The following is a 19,840-nucleotide window of genomic DNA, read 5'->3' as shown; positions in this document are numbered from 1 at the left end:
CGGAGACGAAGCCATACCCTGCGGGGACGGAATCGTCCCCGCAGGGTGGTAAAGTTGATGTGGTTATTGAATTAACAGTTGTTGTGTTACTTCGAATAACTCACATTTAAGATCTTTGACGTCGTTAATCACGATGCTTTGAGGAAAGAATCTCTCAACACTGCGTGTTTGAATCCCTATTCCCAGTAGCTCAAAGCCACTTCGTCTGCACCGGTCAACAATGTCATGCGTGGCAGCCCAATCATCTGGGTCACCATCCGTTAGCACTATCATTAGCTTTCGCTTCTGTTTTTGTGCCAACAAACTGTTTGCCGCAAACCACATAGCTTGTGCCATAGGCGTACAACCTCGTGGTTTTTGGTCAAAACAGGCGGCCCGATGTCGAACCGATTGCTTGGGCAATAACGCGATAGAAACTTCCTGATGAATACCAGGAAAATAACTGACCGCAGGTACAACACCTGGTATACCTTCCAATGCCATGGCCAAAGCCAAAGCAGCTTCATTGGCAACATGAAAGTACTTGCGATTACCTTCGCCAATGGGTTTACCCATTGAGCCCGATATATCGACAAGCAAGTGCACAGCAGCATTAGGCGCAATGCGCGGCTGTCTTTGAATAAACAATCTCGACTCACCTGCTTGGGAAGCGGCAAGACGATGGGTTGCAACTCGAAGACCGTTCCGTTTGGCATGATTCCGATTGTCCTGACTGGACTGAACCATACCTCTAAGTCGGGCTCGAATTTGAGCCGACTCAGACGCCGATAAGGTCAAGATGGCCTCATCACCCAACATAGCTTGCTCTGCTTGGGGCAAACTGAGTGGAGTGACACCCTGATGTCCTTCAGCTTGTTCCGACAACACTTCTGCCACTTGTGCGAAGGTATCGGGTTCAAACTGAGCGGCACTGGCCTCTAAGGCTTGTCGCAAATTGTCAGCTTGATCAGAGTTATCTGAATCACCCGTTTCAGCAAAATCCCCCGTTGCAGACGAGTCTGTTTCTGGGGTTTGACTACCACAACTGTTATTGCTGTCATTACTCGCATCTTGTCCAATGTCATTACCGCAATCAGCATCCGACTCATCCTGTGGTGGGCGAGATTCTTCTTCCAACATGGCAACGATGGCATCGACAAGTTTTAGTACTTCACCTGTAGACGCCAGGCTAGGCACTGCTGTCAGCATGGCGCTTAACCGGCTCATAGCTGCGGCAGGAAAGAGTTGTCTCCCTCTTTCATCAACTGTTTGATACAGAGGCGTCAGCGCTTTCTGGCCCAGAAAATGGCATCTCAAGCGGAACAACAACCATGCTTGCAAGTTAGATGCAGGCTCAAGCTGTTCAGGTACACACATTTGCTGTGTGTCCACCATGTACTCAATCACTTGCGAAATACTGCGCCGTGTTCCTGGATAATCCTTTGCCAATTCGTTTTCAATGCGAACGTCCTCAATGATATTGAGAAGTGCCTTACGGATCGGTTTGGACGACGCCTTCTGCACCATGTCAAAATTAGTATGGCGAATATGCGCCGCTTCATGAGCCAGATAACCCCAAGCTATCTGTTGATAGTGTGGGTCGTCTGGGTTTGCTGTTGGGATCACAATCCGCTCACCATCGGTAAACGCATCTTGTCCTTGAATAAGCACCTTCACACCAAACTTTTCGCCATAAGCGGCGGCAACGATTGGCAGTGCGTTTTTTAATGGATGATTCATGGGAGTCTCCTAATCATTAGGGGGAATACTCCCTCAGCGGGAGCGTTTCCCCGCTGGTAATGTAAGTGTTTAAACCTGTGCTTTTAGCTTATCCAGGTCGTATTTTTGACCTAACCAAGCCACCAATTGAGCTGGACTCTCGTGCTGCTCAAATGACGTTTTAAGCTGGTCTAAACTCAGGATGTCATCCAATGTCAGACCGTACTGGTCTTGTAACTGAGTAGACACCTCGTGTTGATATTGCAGCCAGGCCCGCTCATGAGCGGTTTGTTGCAATGCTATGTTTGGAACAAATACCATGGCCGTTACCCAAGCTCCTTGTTCGTCCGCATCTGCGATCAAAACAGGGTTCTTGGGGATCACGACACTATGTGTTGGGTACGACCGTTGTACTAACGTTCGACAACACGCCACTTCTGGTATCGATTCACTTTCAACCGCATCAGTCACACCACGAAAATGTGCTTCAAACTGGTTCAGTTGGCTGGGGTTATGGATGGTTGATTGCATAATTTCCTCTTACATAGTTCAGAGGACATGCGCCCTTAAGGGCAACATGCCCTCAAGGACGTTAGAAATAAAATGAGTTTGGTACAGTCGAACCAAGGTTTGGTCTGACGGTTGGTTGTGGTATTGCACTTAAGTTATTTGCCTGAGCAGATACCGACTGTGCGGGTTTAGGTTCAGGTTTGGGCATCAGTTGTCTTATATCCAATTGACCTTCACCGTGCATTCTCATCTTGTCTGAATCAGACAAAATTAAAATGGTCGCCATCAGTTCGTGATAGAGATTGTCTGTCACAGGGCCGGTCTTCGGCAGACGAACAAATAAATTGTCCATCGCTTCAACCATCGGCTGAACTCTATGATCTAGGAATGACAAACCATCCAACTTGTCTCTTAATCGCTTGAGAGGATTAAGGGCTCGCTGGCTGATTTGATTCTTACCTGCAACGGAACGCTCAAACAGTTCATTAGCATCACGAGCAACCTCCCTAAAGAGGGTGTGTCCCATGCCATTGACCTTGTCATCTAAGCCACCAGCTTGTTCAGCCGGTTGCATTCGATAGATGGCATAATCGAACTGAAGCCGTTGTTCCACGTCTTCGATGGGTGACAGCGCACGCCGGATTGCATCTGCAAATTCCGGGTGTTTTGCAACCCAGTCAAAAGTCACCTGATCATAGTTGTCCAAGAACAACTGCTTGCACTGCGCAAACTCTTGACCGATCCGATCAAGCTCTGGAACAATCTGATCAATTCGGTCTTCAGGGACGGCATAGCCACCTAAAAACCGCACACCGACTTGCTCACACAAGCGCTGCGCTTCTTTCTTAAGCCTTTCAAAGTTCGCCAATGCCTCTGGGTCGCAAATTTTTTTACTCCCTAAGCTGGCAACATCCTTCGGTGGAAGTTGGCTGCCATTGGCTAATCTGAAATCTTCAGGCCTTAGTTTTTTTCTTCCGCTCCAGATGGAACAGTCGATGTGACAAATCAAAAGTTTGTCGAGGGTTTGAATACTCATAGTGCATCCTCATGTAAGATGGGGACGCACCACTCCCAACAGGAGCAATGGTCCCCCGTTTGGGTGGTAGTAGTTGACGCGCTAATGGCAATACCACTATCAAAAATAGTAATTTTGCGAATCAGGCGACGATTGGTTGAGATCGATTTTCACAGGCATTAAGTCCAGTGCTTCAGCTATCGGGCGAACCCGCTCTAAATCACTTCCTAGCAACCGCAATACATCTTTTTCCAACTTCAGTTGGTCGGATACTTCTATCCCTTCAGGACTCGCTACTGTGAGCGAACACAGTGGTGGTAATTGACGCTTAAAGGCCATTAACAGCAATAATGGCCACGGGCCATCATCATTGTTAACAATGCCAGCGCCCTCACCTGACACCATGCTAATTTGATTGGTACTAGGTAATCCGCTTTTGCAAAACCCTAATGACCATTCTCCAATCCTGACTTGGTTATCATCAATAACAGCCAAGCCATAGGCTTCAAGCAGCTTTGCCATATCGAACAACGCTTTTTGCGCCAGCGAGATTTGGCCATTGACGTCCTTGCGAGTACGAAACTCCCAACTGACGTTATTGGCGCACGCGACGCTATCAAGCGCATTTGATAGTTCAAATGGCCGCCCTTGATGATCAATGCCGACTTGTCCAACAAATCGATAACCCTTGTTGATTTTCTCATTGATTCTTCGGTCTGCTTCTGCGTTAGGATCAGTCGAGTCAATCAATCGCTGCTGCGACAATTGACCTGCTTTTCCAAACCGAACTTCAACCTCCTGGTTATCTGCTCCAACGTAAATAGCCCATTCTTTGGCTGTCCCATCAGAATGACTGTAACGGTAAAGAGCAAAGCACTTTTCCATCATCAATCCTCCCAGTGGTCACCGAAGACATCAGCGGCAATACGGTGAATGGCTTCTCGTTGCTCCAACTCAGCACGAGCCGTCAAAGACCGAACCAGAGCATACTCCACTGCGTTAGGAGCTCCTTTGAAAGCAAGTGTTAACTTTGCCCAGCGCACCAAGGTCCTTGTGGACATGGTGATACTAAGCTCAGCACCGCCATCCGCGCCGCCAATAAAAAGACGACGAATGTCACCAGCCACTTTCACCATTTTTTGGCGAAAGACTTCTGGCAAGCCCGGCGCAACGTTCTCCAGAATGGCTTCCTCTACAGATGGCTCTGCATAGGTCGCTTCGATGATTCTAAAGCGATCAAGAAAAGCCAAATTCTGTTGAAGCACGCCTTGATACAAGCCCGTTTGGTCACCGCTGCCCGCACTGTTGCCGGTAGCGATAAAACGAAACTTGGCATGTGGCATGATGATCTCACCGCCATTTTGTGCGATGACCAACGGGGCACCTTCCAAAATGTCATTGAGCCCAGCCAGTTCAGCAGGCTCAGCAAGATCCATTTCATTAATGATCAGCAAATGGCCATGCTTGACAGCCAGTGCCAGTGGTCCATACACAAAGGTCATGTTGCCATTAACCAGCGTGTGGTGACCGATAAGATCGGACAACTCCAATCGACCGTGCGCCGTAATTTGCTGAACAGGCCAATTCAATCGAGAAGCAACTTGGCAAATTAGCGAGGTCTTTCCGCATCCCGTGGGGCCTGTAATATACAAACCGTCACTGTCTGGGTTAGACAAGAACGCCAAGACGTCACGTAAGTCTTCTTTTCTAAAAACATACTCGTCCTTGCGAACGGGAATGTTTGGATGGGTAGTGTCGGCACTAAATCCTTCCAGAACGAAAGCATCAGGAGCCGGGACATTAAACGCTTGATTCACTTGAACCAAAAATGGGGATTGTTCAGTCATGGTAAACCTCATCAGTTTTAACGAGGCCCCATGCCCCAACAGGGAATGAAGTCCCCGTCGGGTGGTGTGTAGATTGTGGTATGGCTGTGTATGTAAGAGTTCAGCTCGCTCTATCATTCGTACCCAGCATTGGCTACGAGTGAAACTGCTTTCTGATGCACTCGATGTAAGCGCATGAGAAAGGAGCCGACATCGGCTCCAAGTGAACGTTAAAAGTAAAATGAGCTCGGTGAGTCACCTGGCAGAACCAAGTTCTCTTGCTCAAGGCTGATTTTGATTGGTGTTTCAACGGGCTGTTCTGGCTTATTGGTGCTGATACGCAACCGCTCTTGTGGCGCTTTTCGGTAAGCGGCTAAAACCTGTTCATCCAGCTCGCCTAATTTATCGGTGGCCAATTGCTTATAGTCCACCGTGCCCGCCATCATGTAGCGGCTGAGTTTGACCCCAGCATAGTCGGCATGAGCGTAGTTACCCATCATGGCGACCAATTTTGACTGAGCGTCTCGCATTTCCTCTTTCAAAGATTTAATGTGATTTTCCAGTCGGACCACTTCGGCATGTGCTGAGCAATACTGTCGAGACAGCGATGTCCAACGGTATTGGGCTTCACCCTTGGGAACAAAACAATCTTGCTCAGGGCATTTTGACGGTTCTTTTTTGGTCTGTACTAACTCCCAAAACTGAAGCGCTGTTTCTTGCAACTCAGTTAAGAACGCCGCGTCTCGTTGTATTTCAAACTCAATCAGTTGATCCTCAAAATAGAAAACCAACCAACCTCGCGTGCTATTGGCGACCAGTATTTGATGCTGTACTTGCACCCAATACAACTGGTACGCCTCGCTTTGTTCTCGGTGAGCTTGCACATCCTCAAAAACTGACTGGCAAGGACATTTCAGTTCAACGGGTTCGCCCGCATCGTTGATGCCATCAAAGCTGGCTCGAAAGATTGCGTTATGATCGGCTTCTGCACATAACGGCAGAAGAAAGTCATTATGCGCATTCTCAAATGCTCGCCTTGCTTGAGGCTCCAACCTTATACCGCGAAGCACATTTGGATTATTCGACAGGTCTTCCGGTAATACGAATCCGGTTTTTTCTGCCCATAATCGCCAAGGTGTTTTGTAGGGTGAACGCCCCATAATAATTGGGGCTTCAGATGCCGTAACCCCTGCACTGCGCCACTGGTGCCATGCAGGAGTACGCTGTGATAGGTCGATAACCTTCATATTGCCTCCTTTGAGGGGAGACTCCCCCGAAGGAGAGAACTCCCCTTCAGGGTTAAGTGGTTACTTTGCAGCTTGTGCTAACGCTGTTTGGTGCTGAACAACACTTGCTTGAACCGAATCAATTGCCGCTTTACCGGCTTGAATCGAACCTACGACAAGGGCAACAACCAATACCAAGCGAAAAAGTGAGGCTGATTTAGTCATGGAAGATCTCCAAAAAAAGACGAGACCTTCCCCCTGACGGGAGAATAATCCCGCCAGGGTTCGTAAAATGAATGCGTGGCGCTAAGAAGCTAAAGGCTGTGTGAGCGCTTTGGCTGCTTGTTGCTGTGCATTAAATATTTCTTGTTTCGCAAACGTCAGTTCAACACCTTGAAAATGTTCATTGGCATATTCCAATGCACTATTCCAAGCGTTTGAAGCTTCCGCCCGCTCGATAAGCTTGTAAACAAGCCCTCGGGTTCGATCATCAACTTGCTCGGGTGGAATCACAGATGGCTCAACAACGTGTGTTGCTTGGCCTTCGATAATTCGCTCCGCTTCGTCTTGATCGAAAATTCCCACAAAGCCAAACGCAATGCGGGAACACTGGATCATGGATTTATGCCTTAGCATTCGCTTAGTGTGCGTCTGCCATGGACCATCCACACGGTAAGGGCCATTTTTGCCGTTACCTTCAAAAGGCGGTCGATAGACTTCATCCAGGTACTCAGTGATTTTGACTGGGTGTGAACGGTCGCGCCGATAGATAATGCATTCCATCCATTCCGGGCATTCTTTCGCGCCATCCAGTGAGACTTTGGTTTCTGAAGTCTTGAACTCCATGCCATCAAACTGGTCGTGTTGATTGATGATGCGAGACCATCCATCGACACCTACCACTGGAATAATTCCAGCTTGTTTATCAGGGAACGCAAAAATCTCTTTGGTGAAAGGGTTCAAGCCGTACTGATCTGCAACCACCAAGAGCGCCATCATCTGCTCATTGGTCGGTGCACTACCGTCACGTTGCTTGAATGCTGTTGCTTTTAGGGTATCGAACAGTTTGTTTGGATCGACACTAAAGCGCTCAGCAAAGCGTTGGATTAGCTTTGGTTTTTCCATTTTGGACTCCGACAATCAAAGTGGGAGTCTGCCCCTGACGGGAAAGTACTCCCGGCTGGGTTAAAGGGTTTTTGCTCAGTTAAAAATCTGGTTCAGGATATGTTTGTGCCCAATTAGTTTGGGGGCCCGCATCATCCGCCGCTGATGGATCAGATGCTTTGTTCACACTATCAAGAAGCAGAAACTCGTCCGCGTCCACTTCGGTCAATCGATGCTTAATACCATCTTTCTCCCATGAGCGCGTGCGCTGAGGACCTTGAACAAAAAGCTTCGCTCCTTTTTGGATCAAATCTTTTGCTCTTAGCCCTAACTTAAATCCACCACGATCTCGAAAAACAACCCGATGCCATTCCGTATGCTCTTTGAGCTCATTGGATTGACGGTCGCGCCATTTCTCAGAAGTGGCCAGTGAAATGCTGGTCACCAAATCACCTGATGGATAGGCTCGCGTCTCTGGCTCAGAGCCAACGTAGCCTATGAGTGTTACTTGGTTTTTCATGATGTTCTCCTCGTCTTAGTTGAACTCTGTGCACACAGTCGTTTCTACCCGGCTGGGCAAAGAAGACTGACGGCGCAGATAGGTTGGTATTTCGAGTAAAGCCATGTCGTACTGATGTGGCTCTTTGTAAAACGCAGATGTCAAACGGGGCATACCAGGAGCTTTAGGCACTGCCATTGGACGACGTTTTGGTGTTTGTGTGAGCAATCGCTTGATTTGAGTAAGTACAAATCGAAACGGGCGCACGCTTTGACGAGCAACCAATCGCAAAAGCGACCAGCTCAGTTTTGCAAGCAACATAATGCCTGCGACTTGGATAATAAATCCGAAGATATATTCCATTGGTGACTCCTTAATTAGGTTGTGAAGGAGTCACCCCCTACTGGGGAAAACTCCCCCAGTTGGGTGGTGAAAAGGCGAACCGCAAGGAACGCATGGTTGAGCATGTAAAAACATGCAGGCTATTTGTTTAAGGAGGCTAGCTACCTCTTAGTACCACTGAGAATACTCAGCGGCGGGCTTCCTTTGAGCTCATGCTCTCAGGCGCAGATATCACTGAAGCAGATCAGCAATATTTGATAGTCAGTGTAACCGTCTTATCCAGACAGGATAGTCAGAAAGATGCTCAATTCTTCCACCTAGCTGAAAGGCCATTACCTCACAGAGGATTAGGCTAGGGACTGATTATTGTCATATCAGGAGCAAACTTATGGCCCAAGCAAAACCCAATTACTCAAAACCCATCTTTGAACAATCATTCACAATTAACAGCTTACAAGCGCAACGTGTCGTTGACCGTGTTTTTAGACGGACGGTCAGTGCGCTTTACGGAATCGATGTCATCCTGCGCATCATTGGCGATGAGAACGAAATTGATGAAGTGGAACAAATCATTAGCCAGTTGATCGAGGATTGCGCTAAGGCGGTAGACAGCGAACAAGCTCGTTTGGACAAATTGATGGAGTCCAACGGCATCGATGAAGTACCTGACTACACCGACCCGATTACCTTCAACGCTAAAATTAGCTCGCCTCAGGTTGGCCAGTTTGTCGGCTTAGTTCGCAAGCTCGATGCGTTGATGATCTCAATGGACACACTCTGGTTATCTAGCGTGCTTAGTAACAAGCAACGTGTTGATGGCAACTACGCATGGCAACAGCGCATTATCAAACTTGCACGACGCATTATTGATATCGAAATTCGAGCACGAAAATCAGCCCAAGCTAAGGGTAAAGAAGCAGAAGTTGAGCAAGCGGTGCCTTCAACCGATGACGATATCACTGAAGAGGAAACAGATACTCCCTCCAACTAGCCAGCTAGGCTCCCACCATCACACAGCCCCTCTGGAAGGGGCTCTTCAAAATTTGGTGTTGTGGACTTTGTAACACAGTTTTGGACAGGAGTGAGTTATAGGTTTTGCTAATTTAGCAGTTGTCGGATTAACTGAGGTATTGTTCAATACCTTAATCACAGGCAAATTTACCAATTTATGACATACCCGTCCCAAACTAAGTAGCGGCTCTTATACTGACTAGTGTTCTCTGTATCAGACAATGAAAAGAGCCCTACAATTACTATCAATCAAATTTACGCTTTCTTTTTTCTCCACCACAACCCCAAAGCGACAAGCATCACAATTAAAGTCAGCACCGGTGGTTTAGATTGCAACGGTAATACTTCAGCTGGCACATTTGGCGACAGGTGTACATAAACTGCTACGCTCATAATAACCACCGTAAGTAGCGTTGCTAGGTTAATGATTACATCTGCAACTTTAGATGAGATGAGTTTACCTTCCGTCAGAACAAGTAAGAACAGGGCTCCAGCAAAAATCTCACCCATTTGCCCTGCAAACTTTGACAAAACAGGGAACGGCAAACCACTTAGCTCAATTTGCGCAGCAAAGATATCAGCGAAGGGTAAGAAAAATTTGGCAGTTCCTGCCATCACCATAAAGCCACCAAGTAGTGCTGTAACGAAGTTTATTGCTTTTTTACTCGCACTTTCTTTAGATCGGATAAAATAGCCAGCAGTAATGAGAAACATTGTACCAATCATTGTCGCTTCTAATAATATTTGTTGGTTCATCATGTACTCCAAAGTAACGTTAATTTAAAGAAAGCAATTGGGTTAAGCTTGTTCTGGCTTAAGAAGTACCTTGGTGACAAACAAGCGCACAATCGGTGCAACAACTGCAAGCAGCAATAACGCTGGAGGCACAACTTGAGCAATTGCTCCTCCCCATGCAGAGAAAAAGTCAGCGCCTACAGGAAGATTGCGGAACGCCATAATGCCTGACATACCAAGAAGCATTGTTGGCAGTACCATAGACATCATGAGTGGGTATTGATATTTGCGGTCGAATTTTTTCATTGTCATTTTCATCCAGTATTTTTTAGGCCGTTAGGCCGTTCGATAAGGGAAGTATACGCAGATACAATGAATTCAAAAATAGACAATAGTGTTTTTTAAAAGTACATTTATGTACTCTTGGTTAAGAGAGTAATCGCGATGATCAGTACAAAAAACATGACAAACCTCTATTGGTTCTGCCTCTCTGTTGAATGTGGAGGCTTTGCAGCAGCGAGTGTAAAAGCCAACACCTCAGCCCCTACCGTGTCGCGTTCGGTGTCGAATTTGGAAGGGCAGCTCAATGAGAAACTGCTTCACCGGGATTCCAAAAAATTCCAGCTGACCAATGCTGGTGAAGAGATATATAACAAGTTCTCAAGCTTGTTTCATGGACTTGACCAACAATGGCTAAGCCTTTCAAATGCTCAAGGAGTACTCACTGGAGATATTCATATATCGTGCCCAGAACCCTTTGCTGATTTTTTCTTACAAAAGCTTGCTTTGGAGTTTATGACCCTGCACCCTAAAGTGAATATTCATGTCCATTTTGCATCCGATGCTGAAGCGTTCATTTCTGAACAAATCGATTTAGCAATTGTCACTATGTCAGCGACAGACTCTCACTTGGTACAACGTAAACTATTTGAAACTGAATTGGCATTAGCTGCTTCAAAAAGCTATTTAGCCCAAAGAGGTAAGCCAGAAAGGGCGAGAGATTTACTCGAACACAATGTATTGGCCGGTAACAATTTCCCTTACTGGTTACTAAAAGAGAACCTTGAGACAATCAAAATACCAATAAAACCCAAATACTCGATTAATAGCTTAAGGTTGAATATTCAAGCAGCGATAGGCGGTGCGGGGATTTGTTTGATGCCAAAAGTGGCACTAGAGCACCTAGCTTCACAGGATAAACTGGAGCCGGTATTACCCGGCGTTGAGTGCCCAAAAGGCACAGCGTATTTGGTATGGACAGATAGAAAGATGATCGCCTCACGCGTGGTCGCATTTAGAGATCTCATCTTTGATAGCATGAGCCACAATGCGGAGTCATTGTGGCAAGATATGTTCAGTTAATTAGCAAAAGAGGCGTTAAGGGCAGCCAGTAACTTCTCTTCACTCGCCCGCAACCGAACATCTTCCGCTTGGTCAATCCACTGTATGACACCATACTCATCGATTAAGATAGATGTGGGTATCGCCATGGGTTTGTACTTCATTTTGGTCGGAAAGGGTAACCCAAATAAAGTCATACTTGATACGCCATCACCACCGAGTGCTTTATGATGTTCTACACCATACTTTTTTATCACCTTCAAGTCGGGATCAGACAGAATTTCGTGGGTTAAGTGGTCACGTTGTTGATGTTTCTGAGCAGCAGCGACTTCATCGTTAGATAAAGCCACAATTTTGACATTAAAACGGTCAAAGATAGGCTTCATTTCCTCAAACATTTTAAGCTCCATACTGCAATATGGGCACCAAGAGCCTCTAAAAAACTTCAACAATATACGCTGGCCTTTTAGTTCCTCATGGGTAAATTCACTACCATTTTCCCTTGTTGCAGCAAAAGGTAACACCTTATCTCCGACCTGAACTTGAATATCTCCAAGGGGTGATTTTGACTCTTTAAAGGTTTTATAGAACACCGCACTCATCATGACAGGCATAGTTGCGAGCAATATGACCACAATCGTGCTCCAAGACGGGGATTGAGCCGTTACATATAAAGCTGCTACACCGAATACTGACCCAACAATAAGGCTCATAATAAAAAGCAGGGGCATCTTCGGTGTTTGACGATTTTTCACTTTGGAGAAGTAACTGAACGCTCCTGCTATAGTGCTCAATGCCGCCACTAACGAAATATAGATATCAATCATCTGCTCTACCATTCTCAGCCACTAGCTGTTGCAAAGCTTGTTTGAAAGACTCTTGAGGGTGAGCACCGGTAAGTGCACTCTCTCGGTTAAATACTACTGTTGGTACACCACTGATGCCCATTTGGTGCCACTGAGATTCAATTTCTTGGATCTCACGTTTGAGCTGTGGATTATCCAAAGCAAGCTCAGCGGGCTTTCTCTCAATACCTACCGCTTCTGCCTCATTAAGCAAGACTTCACGGTTAGATACATCTTTGTGCTCAGTAAAAAATGCTGAAAATAGGCGCATTTTTAGCTGATGTTGCAAACCCAATGGTTTGGCATGATCTAATAACACGTGGGCATTAAGCGTGTTGACCATTTTCATATCTTCAAAGTAATCAAACTTAAAACCGTATTGCGCCCCCTGTTTCGTTATGTTTTCACGTGCTCTGTCGCTATCTTCACGTGATGACCCATACTTGCGGGCTACGTGATCACGAAGGTTTTCACCTTTTTCAGTCATATCAGGATTCAATTCAAAGGGCTGCCATTCAATATCTATTCGATCTTTGATGCCTAATTCTTCGATGGCAGTTTCAAGGTGCTTATAACCTACAATACACCAAGGGCAAACTACATCAGAAATAATGTCGAGTTTTATTCTATTGTTCATCATTCAATTCCAATAAAAAAAGCTTGCAACACGCAAGCCTTTAAAACTTAAGATTTAACAGGTTTATAGGCGCTTAGCATCCAGTGCACCGTTCAAGATTTTTTGCATTGAAAGTGCCATTATCTTACGGGGCGTTAAATCCGCCATAAATGCCATGATGTTGTTACGCAGGCCCGGTACGGTCAGTACACGTTTACCAACACCTTGCAAACCAACTTTTGCCACTTTCTCTGGCGCTCTTGCTGCCATAGGGACTTTTTTCCAGTTTACGCCAGTGCTCACCGCCATCGGTGTTTTGGTTAACCCCGGTGACAAGACACTCACATCAACCCCCTTAGATTTAAGTTCTGCATAAAGCGATTGACCAAAATTAATCACAAACGATTTAGAGCCAGCATAGGTTGAAAAATAAGGGGATGCCATTTGGCCAAACATACTCGCAACCAACAAAATACCGCCTTTTCCTCGAGCGATCATGGTGTTACTAAAGTGGTGGCTTAACTCCATCACCGAATTCACATTCACATGCAACAAGCGACGCTCGGCATCTAAATCCAACTTTTCAAAAGCACCATTGGTTTCAAGACCAGCAGACAAAGCAATTAATCCAATGTCATGTTCAGTAGCTTTGATCTTATCAACACCATCTTGCGTCGACAGATCCGCCACAATCACGTCTGTCTCAACCGAATACTGACTTGCTAGTGTTTGAGCATATTCCTTTAACTCTTGTTCGCGACGAGCCACCAAAACAATATTCATGCCGTCTTCGGCTAACTGTTGCGCCATTTGTTCGCCGATCCCAGAGGTAGCACCTGTGACCAATGCCCAACCGCCATATTTTTGTTTAAAGTTAAAAGACATATAAATACTCCACTGGCTAAGCCAGATTTAAATTAAGCTGAGATACCGAATTGATTATGCTTTTTTAGACCAAGCAAATTTTTCAAACATTGGGCCAGCAGGTGTTTTGGCTACGTGGTTGGTGTAGTTGCTGATCACCTTTTGCGATAGACCTAGGATAATCTCAAGCACTTGCTGCTGGCCGTAACCTGCGGCAAAAAAGGTGTCCATTTGTTGGTCAGACACGTTACCGCGCTCACGCACCATTGCTAAGGTAAAGTCATGCAATGCCTGAAGTTTTGCTGTTGGCATGGCTTCTTCGTTACGCAGTGCTTCGGTTAATGCAGGATCGACTTTCATAGAGTGTGCAATTGCCGTATGTGCAGGTACGCAGAAAGTACATTCGTGCTCAACATTGATGGTTTGCCACACTACCGTTAACTCTTCGGCATCAAATGAAGTGCTCATGAATAACTGGTGAAGCTGTTGGTACGCTTTCAAGGTTTCAGGAGACTCAGCCATGACAGCATATAAACCCGGTACAGCGCCCATTTGCTTAACCGCGCCTTCTAACATTGGTTTACTTTTTTCTGGTGCTGTTTCTACTGTGTGAAAGGTAAATTTGCTCATTTTGTATACTCCAATCTTTTTAAGATAAAGGGACATCTATTGTTATCCCCATTGTGGGAAGCTGTATTCCCTGTCGATGAGGAGAACTATACTTAAACCTGAACGATCGTTCAAGCATTTATTTGAGCGATCGTTCAAAATTGCTAATTGGCGATTATGCTTATGATTTTATTAAGTTTAATTTTTTCTTCTTTAACCGTACTGTCATTGAACTGAACATACTCTCTTTACCTACGTAACCTCCATAGTTATAATTGAACGACTGTTCATATAATTGATTACTAAGTAAAGCTATGGCAAAGACAGCAAAATTTGATCGGCGAGAAGTGGTGAACAAAGCCACTAACCTTTATTGGAAGAAAGGCTTTCATGCCACCTCAATGCGCAATCTACAAGACGAGATCGATATGCGGCCGGGGAGTATTTATTCAGCCTTTGGCAGTAAAGAGGGCTTGTTTAAAGAGACACTTCGCAACTATACCGATATGGGGCTTGCGCAATTAGAAGCTTTAAAAGAAGAATGCGACACGCCAGTTAACGCCATAAAGGCATTTGTTAAAGCACAGGTTATCGATACTCAAACCGATGCTCCAAACGGGGTGTGCATGCTAGCAAAAACGATGGGGGAATTAACCTCGGAGAATCAAGATTTAATTGAGGTGACTAAAGATCATCTTGCTGAAATTTCTCGTGAATTCGTGGTGTTGATTAAAGAAGCTCAAGCACTAGGCCTAATTGATCAAACAAAAGACGCTGAAGACTTAGCGAGTCACGTGCAAATTCAAATAACAGGCTTGCGTACCTTCGCTAAATTGAACAATGATAAAGCGCTACTCAACGCCAAGATAGACGATACTTTCACCCATTACCCATTTACCTAAATTCATTGAGCGACTGAGGTCAGGTAACTAAGAGCTACTCCATAATTGCTAGGAAAATGTTATGCCAGTACAAACTATTTTATTCGATATCAATGAGACCGTACTCGACTTAAATCGGCTTAAGCCAAAGTTTAATCATTACTTTGGCAGCGAAGACTATATGACCACTTGGTTTTCTATGCTATTACATTCATCAACAGTATGCCTAGTTACCACGGTCCATAGTGATTTCAAAAGCCTTGCATTGACGGCATTAAAGGCTCTTGCTGGTCGCCTAGATAAATCCATTTCAGATGAAGGCTACCAAGATATTTTGAGCACGCTTGCGGCATTACCTGCTCATGAAGATGTTAAACCGGCGATGGATATGCTAAAACTGTCTGGCTTTAGGTTAGTGGCGCTATCAAACTCTTCGACTAAACTTCTCAACTCGCAGTTGTCTTTCGCAGGATTAAAGGATTATTTTGACGACACCATTTCGGTTGAGCAGGCCAACACGTTTAAACCATCCAAATCTGCTTATCTATTTGCACTGCAACAACTACAAATTGCCCCCTCTCAAGCACGACTTGTTGCAACCCATGATTGGGATACCCACGGTGCACTTAGTGCCGGTTTAAAAGCGGCTTATATTAATCGTTCTGGTGCACCCTATAACTCATATTATTTGATGCCTGATATCGTAAGTAACAGCATGATTGAGATTGCCCAACAAATAATGGAAAAGGAAAATCGACAGCCCTAGCGAACGTAGCAGAGCCAGTGGATTTATTAACATTCAGATAATTTTTGTTACTTAGCATTAGATTTAGTTATGGGCCTTGCTGTACCTGAAACTCATAATGGGGCAAAACCGAGTTAGCTGAAGTATGTTCGATCTGCAATCACAAAGTACAAAAATGGTTACTTTATAGCGGAAAACCGCATTAAAGCAACCAATTTGGAATATTAAAGAAAAGCCGTTTGAGCCAAAGTTTAGCCCTAACTACCTCTGGTACAACGCTCATTTATTTCCCGAAATTTCTTCCGTAGCCTCCTGACGCAGTTTCTGAGCATCCATTCCGTTTAGCCTTTCAATAGCTCTGTCTGCGGCACTTTGACGGTTTCCATCAACGTTTAGCGTACTTCCTGAGCCAGTGAGTCTTTCGAGATCCAGTGACGGTATTTCAGGTAGGTTGCCAGTTATCGATAAAATACCTATCCATTCATCCAGATTGACTTGGCTCCAATCCACCTGGTTTAACTGACTCGCGGTCAATCCTTCACAGTTTGGAGATTTCGCACTGCCCCAGCCAAGGCCCAATTGCGGACGCACTTGCTCTTGAATGATCCGTGAAAGCGGCGAAGTAAAGCAGCAATATGATTGCCGTTTCTCAACACATGCACCTAAGAACTTAGACTTGCAGTAAGAGCCCACATAGTGGCAACTCTTCAATACCCGCTTAGCGTTCATCTCAAACTCACTCTGCTCACATTTCCAGATAAGCTGAATGAGGATCATGGTGACTGAATAAATCATGTAGGCCGTCATAACCGTACTCAGAACCGCGCCCGCAGCGCCACCCAGCGCAAAGTTACCACCCGAAACGACACCATCGGCTCCAACCGCGCCACCAACGTTGCTAAACAGTGCCGATTGCGCCCCCGAACCAAAGGTAGAGCCTACCCACTCAGCCGTTTTGTTGGTCAACACCTGCATGAAGCCAGTCGCAGCTTGCTCCGCTCCCGCGCCAGCAGCCGTTGATGGCCCAGCCCCCATAAGAGAGTCCCATGCAGACACAAAGGGCTCTTTGACCGCACTCCAGGTACTAGTGATCGGTTCCCTGAGCGTATTCCACGAACCATAGATTGCCGACGACGGATTCATGGCCATGACTGCCGTATCAAGCTTGTTGACCGCCACTATCATCGTGATGTAATCCGATAACGACACGCCACTTGGCTTTTCACAGCAATCTACTATGCCGCCAACGGCTTTTTTGCACTGGCCAGCATTCCCTTTAAAGACCGTACACTCGACGTTATCTTGGCCATCAGCGCCTGTGCATGACATATCATTGGTCATAAACTGCGCCGCATTAAGCATCGCAGCGGCCTCTGCAAAGTTAGCCTGCTTGATTGACTCTGGCTCTAAACAATCTGTGCCCATACAGCGAACTGGCCCCTCACAGTTGTATTGAGTTTCCATTCGTGCATTTTGCACTTCAACGCTTTGTCCGCAGTCATACACCAGACTTTGGATATAGCAGAAGCCTTCATGACCAGCCCCGCCTTCAGTGCATTCGGTTCTGACATACTGGCAGGCCGGGTTTTGCTCTAGCGCGGCACACGTATTGGTGGTCGTGTTTTGTCCGTTATTAACGATGGTTTGTGTATTACCATTGGCATCTACCCAGCTATCTGAGCTGCCCATGTTGAACTCTGGATGAGCAGTCGAAGCATTGTAGGTTGCTCTTGCCCTCCAGCATGAGAGTCCCAGTCCATCAGAGCTGCCGCGACTGGTTAAATGAGCAGGAGACGAAACAACCGCTGGATAAAGGCTCCCAAGATTGGCCAACTCGCCACTACCAACCGTTAACCCGTCGATTCGTTTTGTGCCCGTATCCAAACACTGCCACTGCACCGCAGTAAACTGATCCGTTTGCATCAAGCATTGGTCTATGCTCGGATCACTTGATTGATGAACAATGTCTTGCTCTAAGAACTTGCCGGAGAAGGTCAAGGAAGCGCTCAGTTTCGCAGGAGCCAAACACTTCTGAACTTCTCGGCTGCAAGTATCGAAATCGACTTTGTTCCAGCCAGACTCACATCTGGAACGAGTGACTTCCTGAGGTTCATGCCACGAAATAATCGACCCATTAACGACCTTACACAATGAACCAACCAAAGTTCCTTTTGGACACGTCATTTCAGGGTATTTAATGGATGACTTCGTCTCAGTCACCGTCTCCTTGTTGCCCGTCAATGAGAGTGTCGTTTTCCAACCATTTGCCTTAGTTGGCGACTCGGTGATTTTTATCTCAGTATTTTGATTATCAAAAACTCTCAGCGTCGCGTTTCCAGTTTGCATAGTACTGCTGTGCTGTGGAACAAAACTGATGGTTTCAGAGCTAAAGCAACCACGCTCAATGGACCAGCTTTGTTGATGGGTTTCAGCAGATACACGTCGCTCTAACTGACACTGAGTAAGCGTGCTGATCTTCTCGCACACCTGGTAATCCGGTACATGCTTGGTTTCAGTAAATGGCGTAATCGTCTGAGTAGGCTCACAGGCCTCAAAACTACTTGGCATAAGGTTGGATACCACACACTTTGGATCGCTGGTTTGCAATCCACAGTCATAGGTATCGATAAAACGAATGCATCCACCTTTATCATTGGTCTCGGCACATTCTGACGATATGAATCCACAGGAAGGATTCGCTTCAAGCACTTGGCAGGCCTGATTTTCAATCCCCTTATAGCTTTCATCATCCACACTGACTTGTACACGCCGACACAAAGGCGATATGCCAGCCACTGGGCTTGGGGCAAAGTAGGATTCACAAACTGAAACACCATTGACCACCGTACATCCGTTGGTTGAAGACGGCTGATCCGTGCATTGAATGCTGTAGTCTGAAAACTTCGTCGGGATATCCGCTGCTTGTTCGATACAGGACTGTGGTGACCAACTATCATTCATCACCACCTTGGTTGGATCAAAGCGCACCTTGATGCGTGCATAGCCCTCACCACTACCCGTTACCGATACGCGAATTTTGACTGGCACTTCTAAACCGGGCTCTACCGCTTTTAGCTTGGCGGTGAGGTCAGTATTAGGATTGCGTTCCCAACTGGTACTAAGCTCGCAGCGACCTGCCGTTTCTGGTGGAAAGTTATTGTTCGGCCCAGACCAGACTTTCTGATCGCCAAGCCACACTTGCATGTAGTCATCCCATTTTGCGTACTCAAGAACGGCTGAGGTAATCGCATCGGGGTTGACGACTTTGAGTGTGATGGCCTGTTCGAACACTTTACAACGACCACTCCAGTAGTTGTCGCCAATTCGTCCTATCCAAACTTCAAGACACCCCTCACCACAAGAGCGAAGGTTCATCGGTCCTGAAACATGCTCAATAATGCCTGCCGTGTAATCGTGAGTGATAGTGCAGCTGTTAACCGCTGTATTGAGCCTGTCACATTGCTGGTAGTTTGGGCTGCCTTCACCTTGAGACTCACAGCCTGGGAAGCTTTGCGTTAATAGATTTGGGTCAGTTTGAACCGCATCGGTTAATGCCCAAAGCGGATCATTGACCATATCTGGCCGAGACCTGTCTTTGATTTGCTGGAGCGAGCGAAACGCCTCACCCGTAGCGCCATTTTCGGATGCCATGCTCTCTTGGCGCTGCGTCCCCAATTGATTCATACTGGCATCAGAGCCATAAACGCCCGTTAAGACATCCAATGAGCCCTGATCCATACCAGGGAAAAGCTCTTGCAAGTTAATCGTCTCATTACCACTGCCATTCGGCACCGACAACGTATTGCCATTGAGTGCGGGCATCGCCCAGTTTTGCAGCAATTGCTTACCTTCTTGTTGTCCGCTTAAGCCGGATTGGCGCTGCACATCAGCGGCCACACCATGTAAGGGCAAGCACGCCATAGTGATTGATAAAACACCCGCTAAAACTCGGGTAAAAAGTGTTGGTTTCATG

The 19,840-nt window shown here is 46.2% G+C and carries 21 protein-coding genes; 4 read left to right on the top strand and 17 right to left on the bottom strand.

Annotation, left to right across the window (positions count from 1 at the left end):
* Positions 1 to 63: 63 nt before the first annotated feature.
* The 10 genes from DFP81_RS03580 to DFP81_RS03540 form a co-directional block, all read right to left on the bottom strand.
* A complete protein-coding gene (locus tag DFP81_RS03580; protein ID WP_115896396.1) occupies positions 64 to 1,719 on the bottom strand; it encodes a VWA domain-containing protein in 1,656 nt (551 codons plus the stop codon).
* A gap of 69 nt (positions 1,720 to 1,788) precedes the next feature.
* Positions 1,789 to 2,229 (bottom strand): hypothetical protein, encoded by a 441-nt coding sequence (locus DFP81_RS03575; RefSeq protein ID WP_115896395.1) that lies wholly within the window; start codon positions 2,227 to 2,229, stop codon positions 1,789 to 1,791.
* Positions 2,230 to 2,290: 61 nt separating this feature from the next.
* Positions 2,291 to 3,244: a DUF3150 domain-containing protein gene (locus DFP81_RS03570; RefSeq protein ID WP_115896394.1), complete on the bottom strand. Its 954-nt coding sequence runs from the start codon at positions 3,242 to 3,244 to the stop codon at positions 2,291 to 2,293.
* Between the two features lie 99 nt (positions 3,245 to 3,343).
* A complete protein-coding gene (locus DFP81_RS03565; protein ID WP_115896393.1) occupies positions 3,344 to 4,111 on the bottom strand; it encodes a hypothetical protein in 768 nt (255 codons plus the stop codon).
* Positions 4,111 to 5,070, bottom strand: coding sequence for an AAA family ATPase (locus DFP81_RS03560; protein ID WP_115896392.1), 960 nt, complete (start codon positions 5,068 to 5,070; stop codon positions 4,111 to 4,113). The genes DFP81_RS03565 and DFP81_RS03560 overlap by 1 nt, the downstream gene beginning before the upstream one ends.
* Before the next feature lie 209 nt (positions 5,071 to 5,279).
* Complete coding sequence (locus DFP81_RS03555) at positions 5,280 to 6,296, bottom strand: YqaJ viral recombinase family nuclease (RefSeq protein WP_115896391.1); 1,017 nt, start codon at positions 6,294 to 6,296, stop codon at positions 5,280 to 5,282.
* Positions 6,297 to 6,356: 60 nt separating this feature from the next.
* Positions 6,357 to 6,500, bottom strand: coding sequence for a hypothetical protein (locus DFP81_RS18180; RefSeq protein ID WP_000167275.1), 144 nt, complete (start codon positions 6,498 to 6,500; stop codon positions 6,357 to 6,359).
* A gap of 81 nt (positions 6,501 to 6,581) precedes the next feature.
* The gene (bet, locus tag DFP81_RS03550) at positions 6,582 to 7,400 is read right to left on the bottom strand and encodes a phage recombination protein Bet (RefSeq protein ID WP_014703121.1); all 819 of its coding nucleotides are present in this window, start codon (positions 7,398 to 7,400) and stop codon (positions 6,582 to 6,584) included.
* Positions 7,401 to 7,479: 79 nt separating this feature from the next.
* On the bottom strand, positions 7,480 to 7,899 hold the full coding sequence (locus tag DFP81_RS03545; protein WP_115896390.1) for a single-stranded DNA-binding protein: 420 nt from the start codon (positions 7,897 to 7,899) through the stop codon (positions 7,480 to 7,482).
* Positions 7,900 to 7,914: 15 nt separating this feature from the next.
* On the bottom strand, positions 7,915 to 8,241 hold the full coding sequence (locus tag DFP81_RS03540; RefSeq protein WP_115896389.1) for a plasmid-related protein: 327 nt from the start codon (positions 8,239 to 8,241) through the stop codon (positions 7,915 to 7,917).
* Positions 8,242 to 8,608: 367 nt separating this feature from the next.
* On the opposite strand from DFP81_RS03540, the gene DFP81_RS03535 reads away from it, so the two are divergent.
* Positions 8,609 to 9,211: a hypothetical protein gene (locus DFP81_RS03535; protein ID WP_004249374.1), complete on the top strand. Its 603-nt coding sequence runs from the start codon at positions 8,609 to 8,611 to the stop codon at positions 9,209 to 9,211.
* A 275-nt stretch (positions 9,212 to 9,486) separates the two neighbouring features.
* Here DFP81_RS03535 and DFP81_RS03530 read toward each other — a convergent pair whose 3' ends face one another.
* Both DFP81_RS03530 and DFP81_RS03525 read right to left on the bottom strand, forming a co-directional pair.
* Positions 9,487 to 9,990 (bottom strand): hypothetical protein, encoded by a 504-nt coding sequence (locus DFP81_RS03530; protein WP_059021375.1) that lies wholly within the window; start codon positions 9,988 to 9,990, stop codon positions 9,487 to 9,489.
* Between the two features lie 39 nt (positions 9,991 to 10,029).
* On the bottom strand, positions 10,030 to 10,272 hold the full coding sequence (locus DFP81_RS03525; protein WP_115896388.1) for a DUF2798 domain-containing protein: 243 nt from the start codon (positions 10,270 to 10,272) through the stop codon (positions 10,030 to 10,032).
* A 138-nt stretch (positions 10,273 to 10,410) separates the two neighbouring features.
* Here DFP81_RS03525 and DFP81_RS03520 point away from each other — a divergent pair, with 138 nt between their 5' ends.
* Complete coding sequence (locus DFP81_RS03520; protein ID WP_115896387.1) at positions 10,411 to 11,328, top strand: LysR family transcriptional regulator; 918 nt, start codon at positions 10,411 to 10,413, stop codon at positions 11,326 to 11,328.
* Here the strand turns inward: DFP81_RS03520 and DFP81_RS03515 are convergent.
* From DFP81_RS03515 to DFP81_RS03500, 4 genes are read right to left on the bottom strand one after another with little or no spacing between them, the layout of a single operon-like run.
* The gene (locus tag DFP81_RS03515) at positions 11,325 to 12,134 is read right to left on the bottom strand and encodes a peroxiredoxin family protein (protein ID WP_181903032.1); all 810 of its coding nucleotides are present in this window, start codon (positions 12,132 to 12,134) and stop codon (positions 11,325 to 11,327) included. The genes DFP81_RS03520 and DFP81_RS03515 overlap by 4 nt on opposite strands.
* Positions 12,127 to 12,792: a DsbA family oxidoreductase gene (locus tag DFP81_RS03510; protein ID WP_220342802.1), complete on the bottom strand. Its 666-nt coding sequence runs from the start codon at positions 12,790 to 12,792 to the stop codon at positions 12,127 to 12,129. Before DFP81_RS03510 ends, DFP81_RS03515 begins: the two co-directional genes overlap by 8 nt.
* 60 nt (positions 12,793 to 12,852) lie before the next feature.
* Positions 12,853 to 13,653, bottom strand: coding sequence for an SDR family NAD(P)-dependent oxidoreductase (locus DFP81_RS03505; protein ID WP_059021367.1), 801 nt, complete (start codon positions 13,651 to 13,653; stop codon positions 12,853 to 12,855).
* Positions 13,654 to 13,707: 54 nt separating this feature from the next.
* Entirely contained in the window at positions 13,708 to 14,262 is a 555-nt protein-coding gene (locus DFP81_RS03500; RefSeq protein WP_059021365.1) for a carboxymuconolactone decarboxylase family protein, read from the bottom strand.
* A 293-nt stretch (positions 14,263 to 14,555) separates the two neighbouring features.
* Here DFP81_RS03500 and DFP81_RS03495 point away from each other — a divergent pair, with 293 nt between their 5' ends.
* Positions 14,556 to 15,143, top strand: coding sequence for a TetR/AcrR family transcriptional regulator (locus DFP81_RS03495; RefSeq protein ID WP_115896384.1), 588 nt, complete (start codon positions 14,556 to 14,558; stop codon positions 15,141 to 15,143).
* A gap of 61 nt (positions 15,144 to 15,204) precedes the next feature.
* Positions 15,205 to 15,888, top strand: coding sequence for a haloacid dehalogenase type II (locus DFP81_RS03490; protein WP_059021362.1), 684 nt, complete (start codon positions 15,205 to 15,207; stop codon positions 15,886 to 15,888).
* Between the two features lie 258 nt (positions 15,889 to 16,146).
* Here the strand turns inward: DFP81_RS03490 and traN are convergent, their stop codons facing one another.
* A complete protein-coding gene (gene traN, locus DFP81_RS03485) occupies positions 16,147 to 19,839 on the bottom strand; it encodes a conjugal transfer protein TraN (RefSeq protein WP_115896383.1) in 3,693 nt (1,230 codons plus the stop codon).
* Between the last annotated feature and the right edge of the window lies 1 nt (position 19,840).

The organism is Marinomonas pollencensis (assembly GCF_003387375.1).
Taxonomy (GTDB): Bacteria; Pseudomonadota; Gammaproteobacteria; order Pseudomonadales; family Marinomonadaceae; genus Marinomonas; species Marinomonas pollencensis.
Note: the sequence above shows the minus strand (reverse complement) of the source record. Positions and strands in the feature narration are given on the sequence as shown.

Excerpts from the sequence above, each read along its gene's own strand:
- traN (WP_115896383.1), bottom strand. The coding sequence starts at position 19,839 with ATGAAACCAACACTTTTTACCCGAGTTTTAGCGGGTGTTTTATCAATC.
- DFP81_RS03565 (WP_115896393.1), bottom strand. The coding sequence starts at position 4,111 with ATGATGGAAAAGTGCTTTGCTCTTTACCGTTACAGTCATTCTGATGGG.
- bet (WP_014703121.1), bottom strand. The coding sequence starts at position 7,400 with ATGGAAAAACCAAAGCTAATCCAACGCTTTGCTGAGCGCTTTAGTGTC.
- DFP81_RS03510 (WP_220342802.1), bottom strand. The coding sequence starts at position 12,792 with ATGATGAACAATAGAATAAAACTCGACATTATTTCTGATGTAGTTTGC.
- DFP81_RS03580 (WP_115896396.1), bottom strand. The coding sequence starts at position 1,719 with ATGAATCATCCATTAAAAAACGCACTGCCAATCGTTGCCGCCGCTTAT.
- DFP81_RS03570 (WP_115896394.1), bottom strand. The coding sequence starts at position 3,244 with ATGAGTATTCAAACCCTCGACAAACTTTTGATTTGTCACATCGACTGT.
- DFP81_RS03545 (WP_115896390.1), bottom strand. The coding sequence starts at position 7,899 with ATGAAAAACCAAGTAACACTCATAGGCTACGTTGGCTCTGAGCCAGAG.
- DFP81_RS03490 (WP_059021362.1), top strand. The coding sequence starts at position 15,205 with ATGCCAGTACAAACTATTTTATTCGATATCAATGAGACCGTACTCGAC.
- DFP81_RS03530 (WP_059021375.1), bottom strand. The coding sequence starts at position 9,990 with ATGATGAACCAACAAATATTATTAGAAGCGACAATGATTGGTACAATG.
- DFP81_RS03495 (WP_115896384.1), top strand. The coding sequence starts at position 14,556 with ATGGCAAAGACAGCAAAATTTGATCGGCGAGAAGTGGTGAACAAAGCC.
- DFP81_RS03505 (WP_059021367.1), bottom strand. The coding sequence starts at position 13,653 with ATGTCTTTTAACTTTAAACAAAAATATGGCGGTTGGGCATTGGTCACA.
- DFP81_RS03560 (WP_115896392.1), bottom strand. The coding sequence starts at position 5,070 with ATGACTGAACAATCCCCATTTTTGGTTCAAGTGAATCAAGCGTTTAAT.
- DFP81_RS03500 (WP_059021365.1), bottom strand. The coding sequence starts at position 14,262 with ATGAGCAAATTTACCTTTCACACAGTAGAAACAGCACCAGAAAAAAGT.
- DFP81_RS03540 (WP_115896389.1), bottom strand. The coding sequence starts at position 8,241 with ATGGAATATATCTTCGGATTTATTATCCAAGTCGCAGGCATTATGTTG.
- DFP81_RS03520 (WP_115896387.1), top strand. The coding sequence starts at position 10,411 with ATGATCAGTACAAAAAACATGACAAACCTCTATTGGTTCTGCCTCTCT.
- DFP81_RS03515 (WP_181903032.1), bottom strand. The coding sequence starts at position 12,134 with ATGATTGATATCTATATTTCGTTAGTGGCGGCATTGAGCACTATAGCA.
- DFP81_RS03555 (WP_115896391.1), bottom strand. The coding sequence starts at position 6,296 with ATGAAGGTTATCGACCTATCACAGCGTACTCCTGCATGGCACCAGTGG.
- DFP81_RS03535 (WP_004249374.1), top strand. The coding sequence starts at position 8,609 with ATGGCCCAAGCAAAACCCAATTACTCAAAACCCATCTTTGAACAATCA.
- DFP81_RS03525 (WP_115896388.1), bottom strand. The coding sequence starts at position 10,272 with ATGAAAAAATTCGACCGCAAATATCAATACCCACTCATGATGTCTATG.
- DFP81_RS03575 (WP_115896395.1), bottom strand. The coding sequence starts at position 2,229 with ATGCAATCAACCATCCATAACCCCAGCCAACTGAACCAGTTTGAAGCA.
- DFP81_RS18180 (WP_000167275.1), bottom strand. The coding sequence starts at position 6,500 with ATGACTAAATCAGCCTCACTTTTTCGCTTGGTATTGGTTGTTGCCCTT.